The 15,990-nt window shown below is 48.5% G+C and carries 14 protein-coding genes; 8 read left to right on the forward strand and 6 right to left on the reverse strand.

Going from position 1 to position 15,990, the window contains the following annotated elements:
* Positions 1-34 precede the first annotated feature (34 nt).
* Together AC5I6P_RS26350 and AC5I6P_RS26355 are read left to right on the forward strand one after the other, a co-directional pair.
* Positions 35-2,236: a TolC family protein gene (locus AC5I6P_RS26350; RefSeq protein ID WP_495696744.1), complete on the forward strand. Its 2,202-nt coding sequence runs from the start codon at positions 35-37 to the stop codon at positions 2,234-2,236.
* A 336-nt stretch (positions 2,237-2,572) separates the two neighbouring features.
* Complete coding sequence (locus AC5I6P_RS26355) at positions 2,573-3,625, forward strand: M23 family metallopeptidase (protein WP_495696745.1); 1,053 nt, start codon at positions 2,573-2,575, stop codon at positions 3,623-3,625.
* A 139-nt stretch (positions 3,626-3,764) separates the two neighbouring features.
* Here AC5I6P_RS26355 and AC5I6P_RS26360 read toward each other — a convergent pair whose 3' ends face one another.
* Both AC5I6P_RS26360 and zds read right to left on the reverse strand, forming a co-directional pair.
* Entirely contained in the window at positions 3,765-4,217 is a 453-nt protein-coding gene (locus tag AC5I6P_RS26360; protein ID WP_495696746.1) for an SRPBCC family protein, read from the reverse strand.
* 30 nt (positions 4,218-4,247) lie between these two features.
* Positions 4,248-5,717 carry a 9,9'-di-cis-zeta-carotene desaturase gene (gene zds / locus AC5I6P_RS26365; RefSeq protein ID WP_495696747.1) on the reverse strand — a complete coding sequence of 490 codons (1,470 nt, stop codon included), beginning with the start codon at positions 5,715-5,717 and terminating at the stop codon, positions 4,248-4,250.
* Positions 5,718-5,843: 126 nt separating this feature from the next.
* On the opposite strand from zds, the gene AC5I6P_RS26370 reads away from it, so the two are divergent.
* The 4 genes from AC5I6P_RS26370 (at position 5,844) to AC5I6P_RS26385 (ending at position 9,409) form a co-directional block, all read left to right on the forward strand.
* Positions 5,844-6,533 carry a hypothetical protein gene (locus AC5I6P_RS26370; RefSeq protein WP_495696748.1) on the forward strand — a complete coding sequence of 230 codons (690 nt, stop codon included), beginning with the start codon at positions 5,844-5,846 and terminating at the stop codon, positions 6,531-6,533.
* Between the two features lie 446 nt (positions 6,534-6,979).
* Positions 6,980-7,141: a hypothetical protein gene (locus tag AC5I6P_RS26375; RefSeq protein ID WP_495696749.1), complete on the forward strand. Its 162-nt coding sequence runs from the start codon at positions 6,980-6,982 to the stop codon at positions 7,139-7,141.
* A 75-nt stretch (positions 7,142-7,216) separates the two neighbouring features.
* Positions 7,217-7,585 (forward strand): hypothetical protein, encoded by a 369-nt coding sequence (locus AC5I6P_RS26380; protein WP_495696750.1) that lies wholly within the window; start codon positions 7,217-7,219, stop codon positions 7,583-7,585.
* A gap of 429 nt (positions 7,586-8,014) precedes the next feature.
* Positions 8,015-9,409, forward strand: coding sequence for a sugar porter family MFS transporter (locus AC5I6P_RS26385; protein WP_495696751.1), 1,395 nt, complete (start codon positions 8,015-8,017; stop codon positions 9,407-9,409).
* A gap of 71 nt (positions 9,410-9,480) precedes the next feature.
* Here the strand turns inward: AC5I6P_RS26385 and AC5I6P_RS26390 are convergent, their stop codons facing one another.
* Positions 9,481-10,032: a PadR family transcriptional regulator gene (locus AC5I6P_RS26390; RefSeq protein WP_495696752.1), complete on the reverse strand. Its 552-nt coding sequence runs from the start codon at positions 10,030-10,032 to the stop codon at positions 9,481-9,483.
* A 51-nt stretch (positions 10,033-10,083) separates the two neighbouring features.
* On the opposite strand from AC5I6P_RS26390, the gene AC5I6P_RS26395 reads away from it, so the two are divergent.
* Both AC5I6P_RS26395 and AC5I6P_RS26400 read left to right on the forward strand, forming a co-directional pair.
* Positions 10,084-10,311 (forward strand): hypothetical protein, encoded by a 228-nt coding sequence (locus AC5I6P_RS26395; protein ID WP_495696753.1) that lies wholly within the window; start codon positions 10,084-10,086, stop codon positions 10,309-10,311.
* 110 nt (positions 10,312-10,421) lie between these two features.
* Entirely contained in the window at positions 10,422-12,038 is a 1,617-nt protein-coding gene (locus AC5I6P_RS26400; protein WP_495696754.1) for a tetratricopeptide repeat protein, read from the forward strand.
* Between the two features lie 261 nt (positions 12,039-12,299).
* On the opposite strand, the gene AC5I6P_RS26405 is transcribed toward AC5I6P_RS26400, so the two are convergent.
* From AC5I6P_RS26405 to AC5I6P_RS26415, 3 genes are all read right to left on the reverse strand, one after another.
* The gene (locus AC5I6P_RS26405) at positions 12,300-13,172 is read right to left on the reverse strand and encodes a polysaccharide deacetylase family protein (protein WP_495696755.1); all 873 of its coding nucleotides are present in this window, start codon (positions 13,170-13,172) and stop codon (positions 12,300-12,302) included.
* 569 nt (positions 13,173-13,741) lie between these two features.
* Entirely contained in the window at positions 13,742-14,182 is a 441-nt protein-coding gene (locus AC5I6P_RS26410) for a hypothetical protein (protein ID WP_495696756.1), read from the reverse strand.
* Between the two features lie 173 nt (positions 14,183-14,355).
* Positions 14,356-15,534 (reverse strand): acyltransferase family protein, encoded by a 1,179-nt coding sequence (locus AC5I6P_RS26415; protein WP_495696757.1) that lies wholly within the window; start codon positions 15,532-15,534, stop codon positions 14,356-14,358.
* Positions 15,535-15,990: the final 456 nt, after the last annotated feature.

Genomic DNA, 15,990 nt, shown 5'->3' on the forward strand with positions numbered 1-15,990 from the left:
CCTAGACGTTTCATTGTGGGCTAATCGAAATCGTATGAAAACGTGTCTTCATTTATTTGCATTTGGTGTAGGAGCGTTGATCGTCTTGGGTCATACAGAAATGACACACGCAAAGCCTGCTTCTAGTCGTGCTGCCCAAGACGAGCCAGAACCGCCCATCTCGCTTGCTTCAGCTGCAACGGCGACGTTAACGCCATCTGCGATCGCTCAAATCGCGAATGAGTTTGGCGCTTCCCTGCCCTCGGCTCAGTCTGTTAACCAGCTATGGGTAAATGCGGCGAACCCTGGTAACACTGCCAAGCCTATTCCAACTAGCCAAGCAACCATCAGCCAAGCAACGTCCGCTCCAGCCCAAACCACTCCGTTTCCACCCGCTGGTACCTCCACCCCCCCATCCAGCCCAACAACCCCTACTCAACCCAGCCCTGCGCCCAGCCCAGCAACCGTAACGCCCACTCCTCAACCTGGTTCGGCTCCTTCAAGCGCACCATCTACTCCACCGGCTAAATCTGTTCCTGTTCCAGAACAACTTAATCCATCTGCAAATCCGCTTTCATTTCCCACCCGACCCAGTGAAGTCCAGCTTCGTGACACTCGGCAAATTTCTTTACAGCAAGCCATTGAACTTGCCGAGCGCAACAACCGAGATATCGAAATTTCTCGCCTAGAGGTAGAACGCAGTCAAGCAACCTTACGAGAAGCGCGCTCATCCTTTTTGCCAACCTTGAGTTTCGGGGCACGTCTGTCTCGCTCCGGTAGCAATGTGGGCGGCTCATCGTCGTCCTTTAGTTCTTTGGGTTCCTCTGGAACAGGGCTGTCTACAGGTAGTACGGTTGGTGGTACTGGCCTTGGTAGTATTGTGACAACGCCGCAAACCCAAACGTCGCCTCTCTCAGGTCAGACCACGGGAAACACGACAGGTAACGCAACGGGTACTACCTCAGGTAACACAACGGGTACTACCTCGGGAAATACAACCGGAAATACAACGGGTACTACTACAAACAATACAGGTACCACAACTGGCGGCACGACAACAGGTACTACGACTGGCGCAACTGGCCCAACGAGTAGTCTAACCAGTGCTAGTCGAGTTGCCGCTCAGACAGTTGATGGTGGTGATACGAGCGGCACGGTGCAGCAACCTCAGACCTCTACAGGCGTTACATCGCCAACTACCGTAACTGACTTCTCTAATTTAGGCAGTACCAGTTCGGTGCGAACTGCCTTGAGCGGCTCACTGCAACTAAGCTATGACCTGTATACGTCTGGCTTACGCAACGCGAATTTGCGAGCTGCCGAACGACAAGTGCGAGCGACTGAGTTAGCCTTGGAACGCACTCGCGAACAACTCCGGCTCGATGTATCCGGCGACTACTACGATTTGCAAGATGCCGATGAGCAGGTGCGAATCAATCAAGCCGCCGTTGCCAATGCCCAAGCAAACGTGAATGACGCGCTTGCCCAAGAAAGGGCTGGACTGGGAACTCGATTTGATGTTTTGCGTGCCCAAGTGAACCTGGCCAATGCTCAACAGCAACTCACCAATGCGCAAGCCGCCCAGGTGATTCGGCGGCGTCAGCTATCACAGCGATTGAGTTTACCTGAATATGCCAATGTGACAGCGGCTGATCCGGTGGAAGTAGCTGGAAGTTGGGCACTACCGCTCGAGGATAGCATTGTCTTAGCCTACAGAAATCGCTCTGAGTTAGAAGAGCAACTAGTGCAACGAGACATTAGCGAGCAACAGCGCCGCGCGGTTTTATCGGCTAATGGTCCAACCCTCAGCGCAAGTGCTGATTACGGCTTTTCTCAAGGCTTTGGCAGCGATGCATCAACAGGCGATAACTACGCCTTTGCGCTGCAAGCGCGGTGGAACCTGTTTGATGGGGGAGCGACGATCGCAAGAGCGAGACAACGAGAGAAAGATAAAGAAATTGCTGAAAGCCGGTTTGCTCAAAACCGCAATACGATTCGGTTTCAAGTTGAGCAATCCTATGCGAATCTCCAAGCGAACCTCGTTAACATTGCAACCACAGAGCAAGCCGTGACACAGGCGCTAGAAGCGTTACGATTGGCGGTTCTAAGACTGCAGGCGGGCGTCGGAACGCAGACTGAGCGAATTAACGCTGAAACGGATTTGACTCGCGCCCGTGGTAACCGGGTCAGCGCCATCATTGGCTACAACCGCTCTCTAGCTCAATTGCGGCGAGCGGTTAGCAATCTGGCTCAATAATAAGGGTGAAAGCTTATTGGGCATCCGCGATCGCATCAATCGTGTCCCTTATCAATCGTGTCCCTCTGGATAAATGGTATTGGCTAACCTGTGCTCCGTTTAGAGCCTCAACATGACTGATTTTTGAGCAACTAGAAAACCGTTCTGCTGAGTGAAGCCATTTTTTTGAATGGATTTTGAATGGATGAGGCAAAATAGACCATGTGAAGCTTTTATGACTTGCGTTGATCCATTTTTTGTTTCCCAGACGTTTATTCTTAGGTGCATATGTAGAGTCGCAATTGGAAATAGAACGCTTGTAAGTATTTGCTTCTTTACGTTAAAGGACTTGATGACATGACTCTTCGCACTGCCGCTCAGACATTTCTGGCTCGACGTTTACTGGGGCTACAGGGTTTAGGATGGATCGTTGGGATAGTTGTATTGAGTACAAGCAGTGGCTTGGCACAAGAGGCGATCGATACTCTTCCCGCTGTGCAGCCTGACCTTGCTGTACCAACGGCTCCTGCCCCTTCTGCCCCCGCTGAGGCACTACCAGAGCCATCTGTTGCTCCTAGTGAGACTGGCAGTGGAGATGCAGGTTCATTCATCGATCGCACCGATTACAGCTTAGGTGCAACGGAACGCTACGAAACACCTGCAATCAGTGCAGAACGGAATTCTGAAGGCATTTCCCGGCGATCGCAATCTGCTCCAGAATACAGCGCTCCCACCTGGTCATCGAGAGACGCGGTGAGTGTGGCCCCAGTTCAAGTGGGACCCATTCATCTATCCTCTAGTGGAATCGGCTGGAGTTCTGGAGAATCAGCACAGATTGAAGCGCCCTACACTCCGTCAGTAGGACAAGCCTACAGTACGGTAAAAGCCTATTACAATCGCACGGTTAGACCGATCGGGCAAGTCGGCAATGGCGATATTAAGCTGCTATTTCCGTTGTCGCTTCCCGCTTCAATCACGTCTCTATTTGGTTGGCGCATTCACCCCATCACCGGAAATAGCCGCTTCCATTCTGGAACGGATCTCGGTGCGCCAATGGGAACGCCTGTCTTAGCCGCTTTAACGGGTCGCGTGATTATGGCGGACTTTTTTGGCGGATATGGATTGGCAGTGGCGTTAGAGCATGGTCAGGGCAGCCAGCAGACTCTGTATGCTCACCTGTCTGAAGTGTTTGTGAAACCAGGCGAGGTGATTAAGCAGGGAAATGCGATCGGGCGAGTGGGAAGTACAGGAAATTCTACCGGACCGCACCTCCACTTTGAGTTTCGACAGGAAACAACGGAAGGTTGGGTCGCGATGGATGCGGGACTCGCGTTAGAGACAGCCGTGGCAGAATTAGCAAAATCGCTTCAGGTGGCTCAGACTCAAACGAGTTCTACAGCAAGCAAATAAGCTCTGTTTCCAATTGGAGCCGCACATCAAAATCCCATTAAGTTCAGGGCAATATGCAGCCTTGAACTACAGAATTTGGTGAAAATAAGCTCTAGAAAATAGACCGCCAGTGTCAATCTTCTTAGGCTTTCGGTCGAGCCTAGATCTCCGTGTTTTGAGCTTTTAGCGCGTAGGCTCTAAAGCGCTCTAAGTCTGACTTTAGCGTTGCCTCGACCGCGCGACCGAGAAAAAGGTTATCCATCAACTGACCGAGAAATCCAGGAATCGCATAGGCAATGCTCATTTTGACAACGCTGCCGCGATCGCCGCGATCGTAGAACCGAATTGCCCCTCGATTGGGCAATCCATCGACCGATTCCCACTGAATAATCTGATTCGGAATCTTCTTGGTAATACGGGACTTCCAACTAAATTCAAGTCCACCCGTCGCCAGTTTCCAGCGCGACAGTTCTGGATCTTCTGGCAACACCGTTACTGAATCGATCCATTTCATCCACTTGGGCATTTGCTCCAAGTCTGACCAGAGACTCCAAACTTGATCGATCGCAGCCTCGACTTCAACTTGAACCGTGTGTTCCAACCAGTCAGACATAGAGTTAAGTTAATTAGAGAGTTAAGTCAATTAGTACTTGAACAATCCTACACCTTGGACTTTATGACCTGTCGGTTCAAGAATGGCTTGTGCCGCTTGCTTACCGGAAATCGTCGCGCCTTCCATGCTGTCAATGTAATCCTGCGCGGTGTAGCTACCCGCTAAGAAGAAATTTTCGACAGGCGTTTTCTGAGCCGGGCGATAAGGCTCCATGCCAGGATTTTCGCGATACAGCGATTGTGCGAGTTTGACCACGTTAAACCAAGTCATATTTAGTTCACGAGAGGAAGGGAACAGATCGTGAATTTGCTTCAGAGCATGTTGCGCGATCGCTTCATTACTCATGGGCACAAACGGATCACCAGGCGTCAGCACAACCTGCATGAGTGAACCTTGCCCTTCCCGGTAGTAGTCTTTCGGGCTTGAGAGCGCTAGATCGGCAAAACACGAGAAATCGGCATCGGCACTGTAGAGCAAGTTATCAATGCCCGCTGCATGGTCAACTTGTTTACGTGCTTCCGAATCGCTCAATTCTGTCACCCAACCATCAAATCGCATTTGAACCGTAGCCACCGGAACCGCTTCGAGTTTGTAGATGTTGTCGAAGGATTTGATGGTGCGCCATTCTTTGGGCAAAAGGCGCTGGATGCCAGGAACATCGCAGGCGGCCAGATAAACGTCGGCAGTCACAATCTCTTCTGAGTCGCCGTTGGCAATGGCTAATCCAGTTACTTTTGTGCGCTCGCCTTCGCCCTCAAATAAAATTTTGCGCGTTTGACGACGGGTGTGAACCGTTGCCCCTTTTGACTCAATGTATTGAATAATCGGTTTAATCAGGTATTCCGCAGGTGATCCAGCCAGCAGATTCAGCCGCGATGCTTCTGTTTTGGAGGCGAACATCATAAAGATCGTCAACATACATCGCGCCGAAATCTCTTCGGTGTCAATGAAGCCAAGCGCCAGTGCGATCGGATCCCACATCCGCTTGAGACTATTCTGCGATCCACCGTGACGGCGAAACCAATCGGCAAAGCTAATATCATCGAGGTCACGAATCATTTTCATGGCGACATCAGCATTCACCAAACCTGGAACAATCGGACTTGTGCCCAGCGCGATCGCATTCTGCACTTTGTCTTGTAGCGTTAATTGCCCGGTGGTAAAAAATGCCTTCAGCCCATGAAACGGCGCACCGAGCAAAAACCGAAAATCGAGCGTACTAATCTCGCCGCCTCGATTCACGAAGGTATGCACATGCTCTTTGGGCAGCAAATTCTCAAATGCGCCAATTTTCTTGAGTAGAGCAAACAAGTTGTAGTAGTTGTTGAAGAAGACGTGCAAGCCCATTTCAATATGGTTGCCACTGGCATCAACCCAGCTACCCACCTTGCCGCCCACAAACGGACGAGCTTCAAACAGTTCAACCTCGTGTCCTGCGTCTACCAGTTCTACCGCCGCCGCTAACCCTGCCAATCCTGCCCCAACGATCGCAACACGCATTCCGCAATTTCACCTACAACATCCTTTACAGATTTTAACGGTAATGCAGAACCAAGGGAAGCAGATGCGATCAAACCAGAAGATGAAGGCACAATAACGAGCAGTAGTGAAATGGTGTGATCGTCGATGTCTGCTCCTAACCGTACGATTAGCGCAACGCGCAACTTTCAAAGAGACAGCTGGATCAAGCCTTCCAGCCTTGCGCTGCTGATGGTGCTGATGGGAAGTTGTTCGACCTTGCCGACCGCTTACTCGTCGCCTCCGACTCCGCGCCCCGTGGAGCCGCTCCCGTTTGAGAAGAAGGGCTATACGATCGCAACTCCGAGTCCAACGATCGCACCGCTCACGAGTAATGGTGCTCCGGTTCGGACAGTCGTTGCTGTCAAACCTGGAAAGAAGCTCTCTCAGGCAGATCTTGCTGCACTTCTGGAACAGGCAGACGATAAAGCGGTGAGTGCTTCAAGCTTGGCTGAATCGGCTCAATCTAAAGACGATTGGCTGCTGGCCGTGAGCCAATGGCAAAAAGCGATCGCGCTCCTCAAACCGATCGCCAATCAAAACTCGGCTGTTAGGCAAAAACTATCTCAATATCAGCGCAGTCTCGCTGATGCTCAAACTCGCTCAACCACAAATCCCAGGCAACTCGTGACGGAAGGCACAGGCGGCGGATATGGAGTCCCTCTCGTTATTCAATCTGGAGAGCAAACGCCGTCTCCGAGTGCTTCTCCTTCTCCTGGTGCTTCTCCAGCAGCGTCAACGGCTCCAGCTTCGAGTGCGCCCCCTCCTGCGTCTCCTGCGCCTTCTACAAAACAGTGATGTCAGAAAAAATTTAGTGGGCCAGTGCGATCAGCGCACAGTGCAACTCGACAGTGCAATTTGGAAGAATGACGCGGTTCTTCGGAGCCTGCAAAGTCGTTTCCTCTAAAGTTGCGCTTTGCGCTAATTGCAGTTCAGGTATTTTGCTTTATTAGAAAATTTCCTCCGTATCTAGAGAGAGAAGCTTAATCCGAAAAGTCTTTCAAACGTTCACTGGCTTCTTATTACCTACGAAGGAAGAGTCAAGGGCAGCGTTTGATTACTGTGATATACGACAGTACAAAATCGTGAACTTACTCAAACTAAAAGAACGACAAACTAAGAGTTAAGAGTAACGACGTTGATTTTGAAGAAGCTTTCTCACTGACAGCCTTCCGACCAACGGCGGAAAAGCTGCTCAGTAGCTCAGTAGTAAGTGGTTAGTACAGTACAAAGTGGTCAATACAATGAAAACAGATTCAGATCAAGTTAAAACTCCTGGAGTCCAGCACGACAGCGAAACTCCACTTCCTCAAAAGCCCTCATTGCTTTTTATCGTTAGCACTTCGATCGGAGTCCTCACTCTGATTGCTGTTGCTGCCGGTGCTTATTATGGTGTTGCTCAATAAGGTTGGACTGTTTTAGTTAGTGTTTTAGCTAAGCAGTGTTGTAGGTCTACATTTGAAAAATGGATGGAATGTATTATGAAAGATTTGATTTCTAAGGCAGTTGCTTACGTTGGTTCTTTACTTCAAACCCTTCAAGTTAAAAGCCTCTTGGCCGTTGCTCTCGTTGGTTTTCTATTGCTGACGACAAATCCTAATCTAGAGGGCGGTGCCCAGGCTGCAACCAAAGAGATAGACAAGATAGCTCACCAAAATGATTCTGATCGACCCAAAACGACCGGAGAATGGAACAAAGAAGCTCGCGAGACGAAAGGTGATTCTGACGGACGGGCGGGACGAATTGGCAAAGAATCTGTAGAAGCTGTCAAAGATTTTGGACAGATGTATTCCGATACGGCTAAGCGGAGCGTTGATGCGTTGAAGGACAACGCTGCACAAGCAGACTAAGTAAGCTCGCCATTAGTTATAGTCTTTAATGAAAAGCGTCTGATATTTTATATCAGACGCTTTTTTATGTATGCCACCAGAGTTCACTGAGGATCATGTTTCGGTCAATTAAAAATGGGTACGGAGTTTTGTCGATCGCGTCATTTGATCACTCAAGCTATAAACTTGCGATCGCAGATCGGTATGAACATCTCCAAAACTCCTAACAACCCCTAGAACCCTACCCTAGAGGGTAGGATATCTCAGTCAGCTAAACCTAATCTTGAGTACAAGGGCATCCACGCTACATGGAGTAACTTCTAAAGGATGCCAAAACTCCTAGACAGACTGAGAAGCAGAAAAGCTCAATAGCCTTACTAGAAAGCTTTCAGCCACTGCGTAGCACTTCATCGCGGCTCGTAACACTTCTAGATTCTAAAGGGAATATCCATGTCCTCTACAACTCGTAAAGCTGGCACATATTATGTCATTTTGATCGCTGGGGCTGCTGCTCTCGGCGGTTTTTTGTTCGGGTTTGACACTGCTGTGATCAACGGTGCGGTCGCTGCTTTGACAAAAGCCTACAATGCCACCAGTTGGATGACAGGTCTTGCAGTATCTTTAGCGCTGTTAGCATCTGCGATCGGAGCCTTCTGTGCCGGACAAATTGCAGACCGCTATGGTCGAGTCAAGGCAATGGTCATCGCATCTGTGCTGTTTACCATTAGTGCCATTGGTTCTGGAATAGCCTTCACCATTTGGGATTTTATCTTTTGGCGGGCATTAGGTGGGCTGGCCGTCGGTGCGGCCAGCGTGATCGCGCCTGCCTACATTGCCGAGTGTTCTCCCTCCAACTTGAGAGGACGGCTCGGGTCTCTTCAGCAACTCGCGATCGTCGTTGGGATTTTCATTGCCTTACTGACCGACTACTTTATTGCTATATCAGCCGGTTCAGCAGAGTTGCCGTTCTTGTTCGGAATTGCAGCTTGGCGCTGGATGTTTTGGACGGAAGCCTTTCCAGCCGTACTTTATGGGGTGGCAGCCCTATCGATTCCAGAATCTCCCCGCTACTTGGTTGCCCAAGGGCGGGAACAGGAAGCGTCTTTCGTTCTTGGCAAGATTTTGGGAGGCAACGTCCAGTCAAAGATTGAGGAAATTCGGGAAACAGTCCTACGAGAGCGCAAGCCCAACTTTTCTGACTTGTTAGGCAGAAACAACAGACTGTTACCGATCGTTTGGGTAGGCATCGGCTTATCGGTATTGCAGCAGTTCGTTGGCATTAATGTGATCTTCTACTACAGCAGCGTGTTGTGGAGAGCTGTGGGTTTCTCTGAACAAGACTCCCTCAAGCTCACCGTGCTGACCGGAGCCGTCAACATTATTACAACCCTGATTGCGATTTCTTCTGTAGACAAATTTGGTCGCAAACCCCTGCTCCTGCTGGGCTCGGTTGGCATGACCATTACCTTAGGGATACTGACCGTTATTTTTGGGCAGGCTCAGGTAGATGCGGCAGGCAATCCTACGTTAGCTGGGTCGTCAGGCATCATCGCTCTTCTCGCCGCCAACCTCTACGTGTTCTGCTTCGGGTTCTCCTGGGGGCCTGTAGTCTGGGTGCTACTGGGAGAAATGTTTAATAACAAGATTCGCGCGGCTGCGTTGTCGATCGCGGCAGCGGCTCAGTGGATAGCGAACTTTATTGTCTCTACAACTTTTCCTCCGCTATTACAATATTTTGGCTTGGGTACTGCTTACGGTCTTTACACAATAGCTGCCGCAATCTCAATCTTTTTCGTGGCCTTTTTCATCAAGGAAACTAAAGGGATGGAGTTGGAAGAGATGTAATGAATCGGGGTGCAAAATTTCGACTTTAATCACTCTACTGGAGCAATATGGTTGAATAGTCGTAAGCGGCATTAGCAGCATTCGTGCGAGTCTATGCTCAAAAACTGAATTGCCTCATCGCACCAGTTCAACCATTCCATCTCCTGCCGAATGCCATAGCGCAAGGTCATGTATTGAAACTTGCTCTGTGTAGAAAGGGCATCTGGGTTCTCAAAATAGCGTTGCTCGATTCCTTGATAGGTCGATAACTGTTGCAAGTGTTGCTGTCGATGTTGCTCGAGCTCCGCTACGATCGCCTGCGTAGGCACTAAATATCCAGCAAACAGCTTTACCAGTAGATCATCTTTTAAGGAACTGACTTCAGATGGGTGAGCGATCCAATCCCTTAAATACTGTTTTCCCGTTTCAGTGACCGAATAAATCTTCTTATCGGGGCGATTCTCCTGTTGGACAACTTGAGACTGCAATAGTCCCTGTTCTTCTAATTTGGTCAACTCTCGATAGATCTGTTGAAAGCTAGTTTTCCAGAAGAAGCCAACCGAGCCTTCAAACCGCTTTCTCAAGTCATACCCACTACAGGGCTGCTCGACTAAGACCGCCAAAATTGTATGTACTAATGCCATAGGTTCTTGCTTGACATCATTCCAGTGAGGTGAATGAACATTTAATTGAATATGCAACAAGCTGATTGGTTCTATTCAATCACTAAACTTGCAGCAGAAATTGGTCTCAAACAGAACCTCAACATCACTATCACTCAATTCCAACCTAACTTGCTGACTCAGTCTAGAGTGCAAAAGTTACGCAACTTACTTCCTGTAAGAATTTTAAGAACTTACGACATAACATTCACAAATATGCTGAACCAGACGATACCAGTTGAAGGCATTGATGAAGCTTAGTTGAAGGTATTGATGAAGCTTAAGTGAAATTGGGATAACAAAGTCGGACTTACTGTTTGATTTCGCGTCACCAAAATCATGACCACATTTCCAAAATTGAGGACGGAGACATGGCGCTAGGGATCAAACGAGGCACAGTGTTAACAGTTGCTGCTCTGCTTACGGTGCTATTGCCGATTCAGTCGGGATTTGGGAAGGAGAGAAGCGCGTCTAAAGCTCCTTTAGCTGGGACTGCCTCTCAATATAAGGAAAGAAGCGCGTTTAAAGCTCCTTTAGTGGCTGAGATTGCGTTTCAATATGCAGTGACTGAACCGCAAGCGGCTGTGAAAATTTTGGACCAAGCGCTATCCATGGCAGAGACAATGCCGAGTGATTGTTATAAAGCGGTGCCTCTAATGCGAGTTGCAAACGGGTACACGCTAGTGGGGCAAACAAGTAAAGGCCAACAATTGCTCACGAAAGCATTTCAAGTTGGCCACGCTCAGACGATCGCAAACTGTACCCTCAGCGCGACCTCACCGGAAGAATCGTTGCTCAACAGAGCGGGTGAATACGCAAAAGCGGATTATTACGATTTTGCGCTAGCAATTATCCGAGGAGTTGATAATTGGTTTCGCCCGATCGCAATGGTAAGAATTGCTGCAGCTTATCAAGAAGACCAAAAGCCCGATCAAGCGAGGCAAATTTTAGACGAAGCGATCACCATTGCTCAACGCAATCCGGATCGTCAAACTGGACGGCAAATCCTCCTGGGAATGGTCTTTGAACTCAAGCGCATCGGACAATCAAAATTCCTACTACCAACACTTCAGCAAGCTCTCGAGAGTATCCGCGCTCATCCTCAGTCGCAATCGCAAGAGGATAAGTCTTGGGACATCACTCAAAAACTGCAAATCTCCGAGATGCTAATTGGGAGTGGACAGAAACCGCAAGCGATCGCACTGCTCGATCAAGTCCTACCGGAAATTGAGGCACTGCGATTGACTCAGTTTCCATCAAACAAAGTCTATTCTCTAACCAATGTGGCGACTCAGTACGCCGCTGTAGGGCAATTGAGCCAAGCCAAGACGGTTTTAGCGATGGCTCAATCCAGAGCACAGGCATTAAAACCATCTCTTCGCAATTCTGCCTTGGCACAAGTCGCAAGGGGGTATGCTGAAATCGGACAGTTGCAGACGGCGCGGCAGCTGGCAGGTCGAATTGGGACGCGGATGGACCGGGAGCGAGTATTTCAAGCGATCGCGATGCAGTATGCCAAAGCTGGAGAAGTCGCTCAAGCGGTGAAGTTGGCGCGATCGCTCGTAACGGCAAAAGACTTGACCCTCTCTGAAATTGTCAGATATTATCTGGCGAACCAGCAGTATGACCAGGCCTTGCAAATTGCTCAACGGGAGCGGGTTAGAGGCATCCTACCTGAAGTCGCGCTGGCTTATGCTGAGGCAGGCAAACCAGAGCGGGCAAAGCAAATCGTGCAGTCGATTCAACCGCCTTCTAACGATTCTGCTCATTTAGATTGGTTGATGCCTGCTTTAGCCCAATCATTCGCTCGAAATGGACAATTTGAGCAAGCCTTACGAGTTGCCCAAGCGACACGAGCAAAAGAGTATAAGAGCCGAGCACTGATCGCGATCGCTGCTCAATACAATGCTAAAGACCGAGTTGCAAATCGAACAAAAGCCACTAAAGTTCTAGATCAAGCCCTTCAGGTAGCGTTGTCAATCAAATAGCAGAATCTTGTCCTCGCAGCGCAGAGAGTTCGCAGTTTTGAGGGCTTGACATCAATTGGGATTGTCAACTTAACAGTTCAAGAGTTTTCTGGTTGAGACATATAGTTAATTTACGGAGACCAGAATGCTGATGCTTCGGGGTAAATGTACTTATTCTCAATCAGTAGGGCTAGATTGCGTTAAGTTGACGATACCGGACAGGATTAGTCATGGCATTGTTGATCGCTTGATCCCAGTGAAATCGCACCAGTCGTTTGCAGTTCACTGGCACAACTTTGAAGAACCACCCCAAGCTCGAGGAATCACTTTTTCGAGCTGAGATTTTTCAAATCGAGCCAGACTCAACAAATCTGTTGACTGATTCGCAAAGCGCTCCGTCGGCATGGCAAACGCGATCGCGGCAAGATAGCCAGCATTTGCCACAACTCGCTTGACTCTAGCATCGTAATTGCCATACGGATAAGTAAAGTACTGCACCGGGCGAGCGAGCTTTGATTCAAGAATTTTCTTCGAGTCCACAACTTCTTGGGTCAGCTTTTGATCCGAGAGTCTGGTTAGCGCAGGATGAGTTTTGCTATGAGAGGCAATGGTCACGAGGGGATCATTTGCCATCGTTTTCAGGTCTTGCCAACTCACATGCGTTCGTCCGACATTCACACCAACTGAACTGGTGTGAATCGAGAACACAGCCGGGTATCCATATTCTTTCAAGAGCGGATAGGCGTATTGATAGTGCCCTCCGTAGCCATCATCGAACGTCAGTAAGATTGGTTTTTCAGGTAACTGGCTGCCTGTGCGCAGATGAGCAATCAAGCGATCGAGGCTTATTGGCGTGAGCTGACTCGACCTTATTCGCTCAAAGTGCTGTCTTAATTCTTGAGGCGTCAAGTCATAAGCGACTTTCTTTGCAGGTAGAATGTCGTGATACATCATGACTGGCACTCTCGCGTTTAAAGCATCGGGGTGCAACGTTGGGAAGGGTGCAACTGACAATACTGGAGCATTTGAACGACAGGCTTGCAAAGGGCGTGGCAGTTGTGCCATCGCATCAGACCGAGAAGCAGATTGTGCAACACCTGAGCAGGCGGCAATCCAAAGAATCGTGGTCAAAACCAGAGTAAAAAAGCGGTTCATCGTCTTGATATCTGATGCTTGTTCATTAGAGATACAAGACAACAGCAAGGTTTACCGCAAAGACTCGAGGAAGTAGTTGAATCTGGCAATCGTCTCTTCATTGACCCCCATTGGTCTTTCGGTAGTCACTATCTCACGCCTTAACTGACGTACGCCAGTCGAATATGCCTTTGTTGAGGTCAATTCTAGAACACTACCCCTTTTAACTGTTAGTAGGGTTGTTACAGGCTCAGAAACCTCTAATCTATCTAAGCTGCTGAACTAAGGCTGTTGTTTCGGGCAATAGCTTAACGTCTTACAAACATGCTTCAACCCTCATCTAAGTTTCGTGATTGAGTTAGCAGCGGAGATAGTGCAATTTGCGTATTGAATTTATTATCACAACCTATATATTCAAAAGCTCAGCGCGATCGCTGGTCTAAACACAATCGCGCTAAGCTTTATCTTCACATTCTATCTTCTGTCTATGGAAATAGAATCATAGTCAATCAATGTGCATCCTTTCTTCAGATCTGAGTAGATGCAGTGATAAACAACGTCCATTGATTGTTCAAACTAGTAGCGGTTCTCTAGTTACCGAAAGCATCCTTGATACCTTCTACAGCTCGCTCAACAACGTTCTTGTTGTTGTCGATCGCTTCCTGAGTCCGAGTTGCATCTTCTTCTGCTCTCTTCTGAATTCGAGCCGCATCTCGCTTGGCTTTACCTGCAATAGGGTTATCATCATCAGTTGCTTGATCAACTTTAGCGGCATTGCTCTTAGCAGCGTCCTGAACTTTGTCTTTCACATCTCGGACAAAACTCTTGTTGTCTCCAGCAAATTCATTTACTTTCCCTTCAGCCTTACTGCCTGCATCCGCAATCAATGTTGCAGCAGGACTAGCGAGGGCTGAGGTGTTTGAGAAGAATGCACCCTGCCAAACAAACGCGATCGCGGATACACAGAACAAGGTTGTAACGATCCAGCGTCCCATCATCGAAAGCGTTTTCGTTAAATAGTTCAGTTTCATAGAATACAATCTCCATAAGATTTATACTCTAACGTTCTACTGCATCTGGTTCATCAGCCAAATCGCCCCTTAGGCAGAGGTTCTGGCAAAATGAGGCGCTAATCAAACTCATTCTTTAGATAGCTTAAAATGAACGGGCGTCGTGCAATCAGTCTAAAGTATTCTAGACCTGTTTACTTTTGAATAGATTGATCAGTTGTTTTCTGCGGCTGAATAGGCTTCAGTCCAAGACAAAATCTTGTGAAATTGATGCGCCTAACCAACCCCTCATACAAGCCGAGCGTTCCTATAAGTGAACCTGTACTGATGACGATAAACTTCTCCAAGATTCCTGTATTCCACTGCACAACATGAAATCCAATCATCACAACCACCGTTTGATGAAGGATGTAGAACGGGTAGGATGCTTCGTTCGCGTATTGCAGCAGCCGAGTCTTAACGTTTAGGTGCGATCGCGCTAGACTCAGCAGCAGCAGCACCCAGCACCAGGAAGTAAAGCCCCGAAACGCTTGGTAGCTCATATAAGCAGGGGAATAGCTTCGGTCTGGAACCGTGTCGGTGATCCACAATCCAACCAAAATTGACATGCTAGCGATCGCAATCCCCATGATCCACGCTCGCTGTCGATCAACGATTTGCCCAAATCGGCGATCGCTGCAAAAAATGTAGCCATACCCAAAGTAAGAAAGATAGAGCAAGACATTTGCCCAATCATCGTAGAGATTCTGAAAGCCAATCCATCTAGGGCGAAGCAGTCCTTCAATCAGCGCTAGAGGCAACGCAGGATAAGCGATCACCCCTGATCGTTCTAACCTGGTTGCAATCGAGGTATACCAACGCTGTGCAGATTGCTGCTTTAAATAAATAAAAATGGGTAGGGCAATGAGCGAAAACACAAAAAGATAAACGATAAACCACAGATGCGCCCATTCAAAGTTTCCAGTTGGGCGAATGCCATTAAAGAACTGCGGATAAAACTGGAGATAAGAAGCCTTATATTCACGTGTATTTAACAATCGGTAGTAAACTTGGGGAGGAACTAAAACCAGCGTGCCAAATACAAAAGGAATAAACAATCGCTGGAATCGCTCCTTTGCATACTGGCCCGCTGTACGAGTTTCTAGAGAAAACCAAGCGGCGGCTCCTGATAGAAAGAAGAACATCGGCATGTGCCACTGATGCACAAACGAGATAAAGACTCCCAACGCTGGACTTGGCACAGCATTCGTCACATAAAACTCTCCCAAGTTGCCCCGATAAAAAATGGCGGCGGTGTGGAAATAAATCAGGAGCAGCACCGCTAGCACTCTGAGCCAATCGAGATCATAACGTCTTTCAGGAATACTCTTCATAGTGGCAATGCTCCCTCCTTCTCCGACTACTACAGAGGATTCTACTGATTTCGGCATCAAGTTGAACAAGATGTTGCCTGCGATTAGCGTAGGGTGCACCTCCTTGGAAACGGCTCTACCAAACGCCTAAGGATAGCGGCGAGTTTAGCTATTCAACGCCCAAAGTTAAAGATATGAAACCCAATGATGAGAACGGAAAACCGCAGAGCAGCAACAGGCAGGACTCAATTGCGATGTAACGCTAACAATGAACAAAGGTGAGGGATAGAAATTACGCGAAAATTAGGTGATTGCAATTATTACCCTGACAATATTTAATTTGCCATCCGAATCGCCCTCACCCTAGCCCTCTCCCGCAGGAGAGGAAACAAGAGTTTGGCTCCTTTCCCCACGGGAAGAAGGGTTGCCCCCAGGGTTAATTCATTGTGAGAGTAGAGAAAGTAGGATAGGAAGCAC

The sequence above is a fragment of the Myxacorys sp. genome, from assembly GCF_059501405.1.

Excerpts from the sequence above, each read along its gene's own strand:
- zds (WP_495696747.1), bottom strand. The coding sequence starts at position 5,717 with ATGCGTGTTGCGATCGTTGGGGCAGGATTGGCAGGGTTAGCGGCGGCG.
- AC5I6P_RS26380 (WP_495696750.1), top strand. The coding sequence starts at position 7,217 with ATGAAAGATTTGATTTCTAAGGCAGTTGCTTACGTTGGTTCTTTACTT.
- AC5I6P_RS26350 (WP_495696744.1), top strand. The coding sequence starts at position 35 with ATGAAAACGTGTCTTCATTTATTTGCATTTGGTGTAGGAGCGTTGATC.
- AC5I6P_RS26415 (WP_495696757.1), bottom strand. The coding sequence starts at position 15,534 with ATGAAGAGTATTCCTGAAAGACGTTATGATCTCGATTGGCTCAGAGTG.
- AC5I6P_RS26385 (WP_495696751.1), top strand. The coding sequence starts at position 8,015 with ATGTCCTCTACAACTCGTAAAGCTGGCACATATTATGTCATTTTGATC.
- AC5I6P_RS26395 (WP_495696753.1), top strand. The coding sequence starts at position 10,084 with ATGCAACAAGCTGATTGGTTCTATTCAATCACTAAACTTGCAGCAGAA.
- AC5I6P_RS26405 (WP_495696755.1), bottom strand. The coding sequence starts at position 13,172 with ATGAACCGCTTTTTTACTCTGGTTTTGACCACGATTCTTTGGATTGCC.
- AC5I6P_RS26360 (WP_495696746.1), bottom strand. The coding sequence starts at position 4,217 with ATGTCTGACTGGTTGGAACACACGGTTCAAGTTGAAGTCGAGGCTGCG.
- AC5I6P_RS26410 (WP_495696756.1), bottom strand. The coding sequence starts at position 14,182 with ATGAAACTGAACTATTTAACGAAAACGCTTTCGATGATGGGACGCTGG.
- AC5I6P_RS26400 (WP_495696754.1), top strand. The coding sequence starts at position 10,422 with ATGGCGCTAGGGATCAAACGAGGCACAGTGTTAACAGTTGCTGCTCTG.
- AC5I6P_RS26375 (WP_495696749.1), top strand. The coding sequence starts at position 6,980 with ATGAAAACAGATTCAGATCAAGTTAAAACTCCTGGAGTCCAGCACGAC.
- AC5I6P_RS26370 (WP_495696748.1), top strand. The coding sequence starts at position 5,844 with ATGTCTGCTCCTAACCGTACGATTAGCGCAACGCGCAACTTTCAAAGA.
- AC5I6P_RS26390 (WP_495696752.1), bottom strand. The coding sequence starts at position 10,032 with ATGGCATTAGTACATACAATTTTGGCGGTCTTAGTCGAGCAGCCCTGT.
- AC5I6P_RS26355 (WP_495696745.1), top strand. The coding sequence starts at position 2,573 with ATGACTCTTCGCACTGCCGCTCAGACATTTCTGGCTCGACGTTTACTG.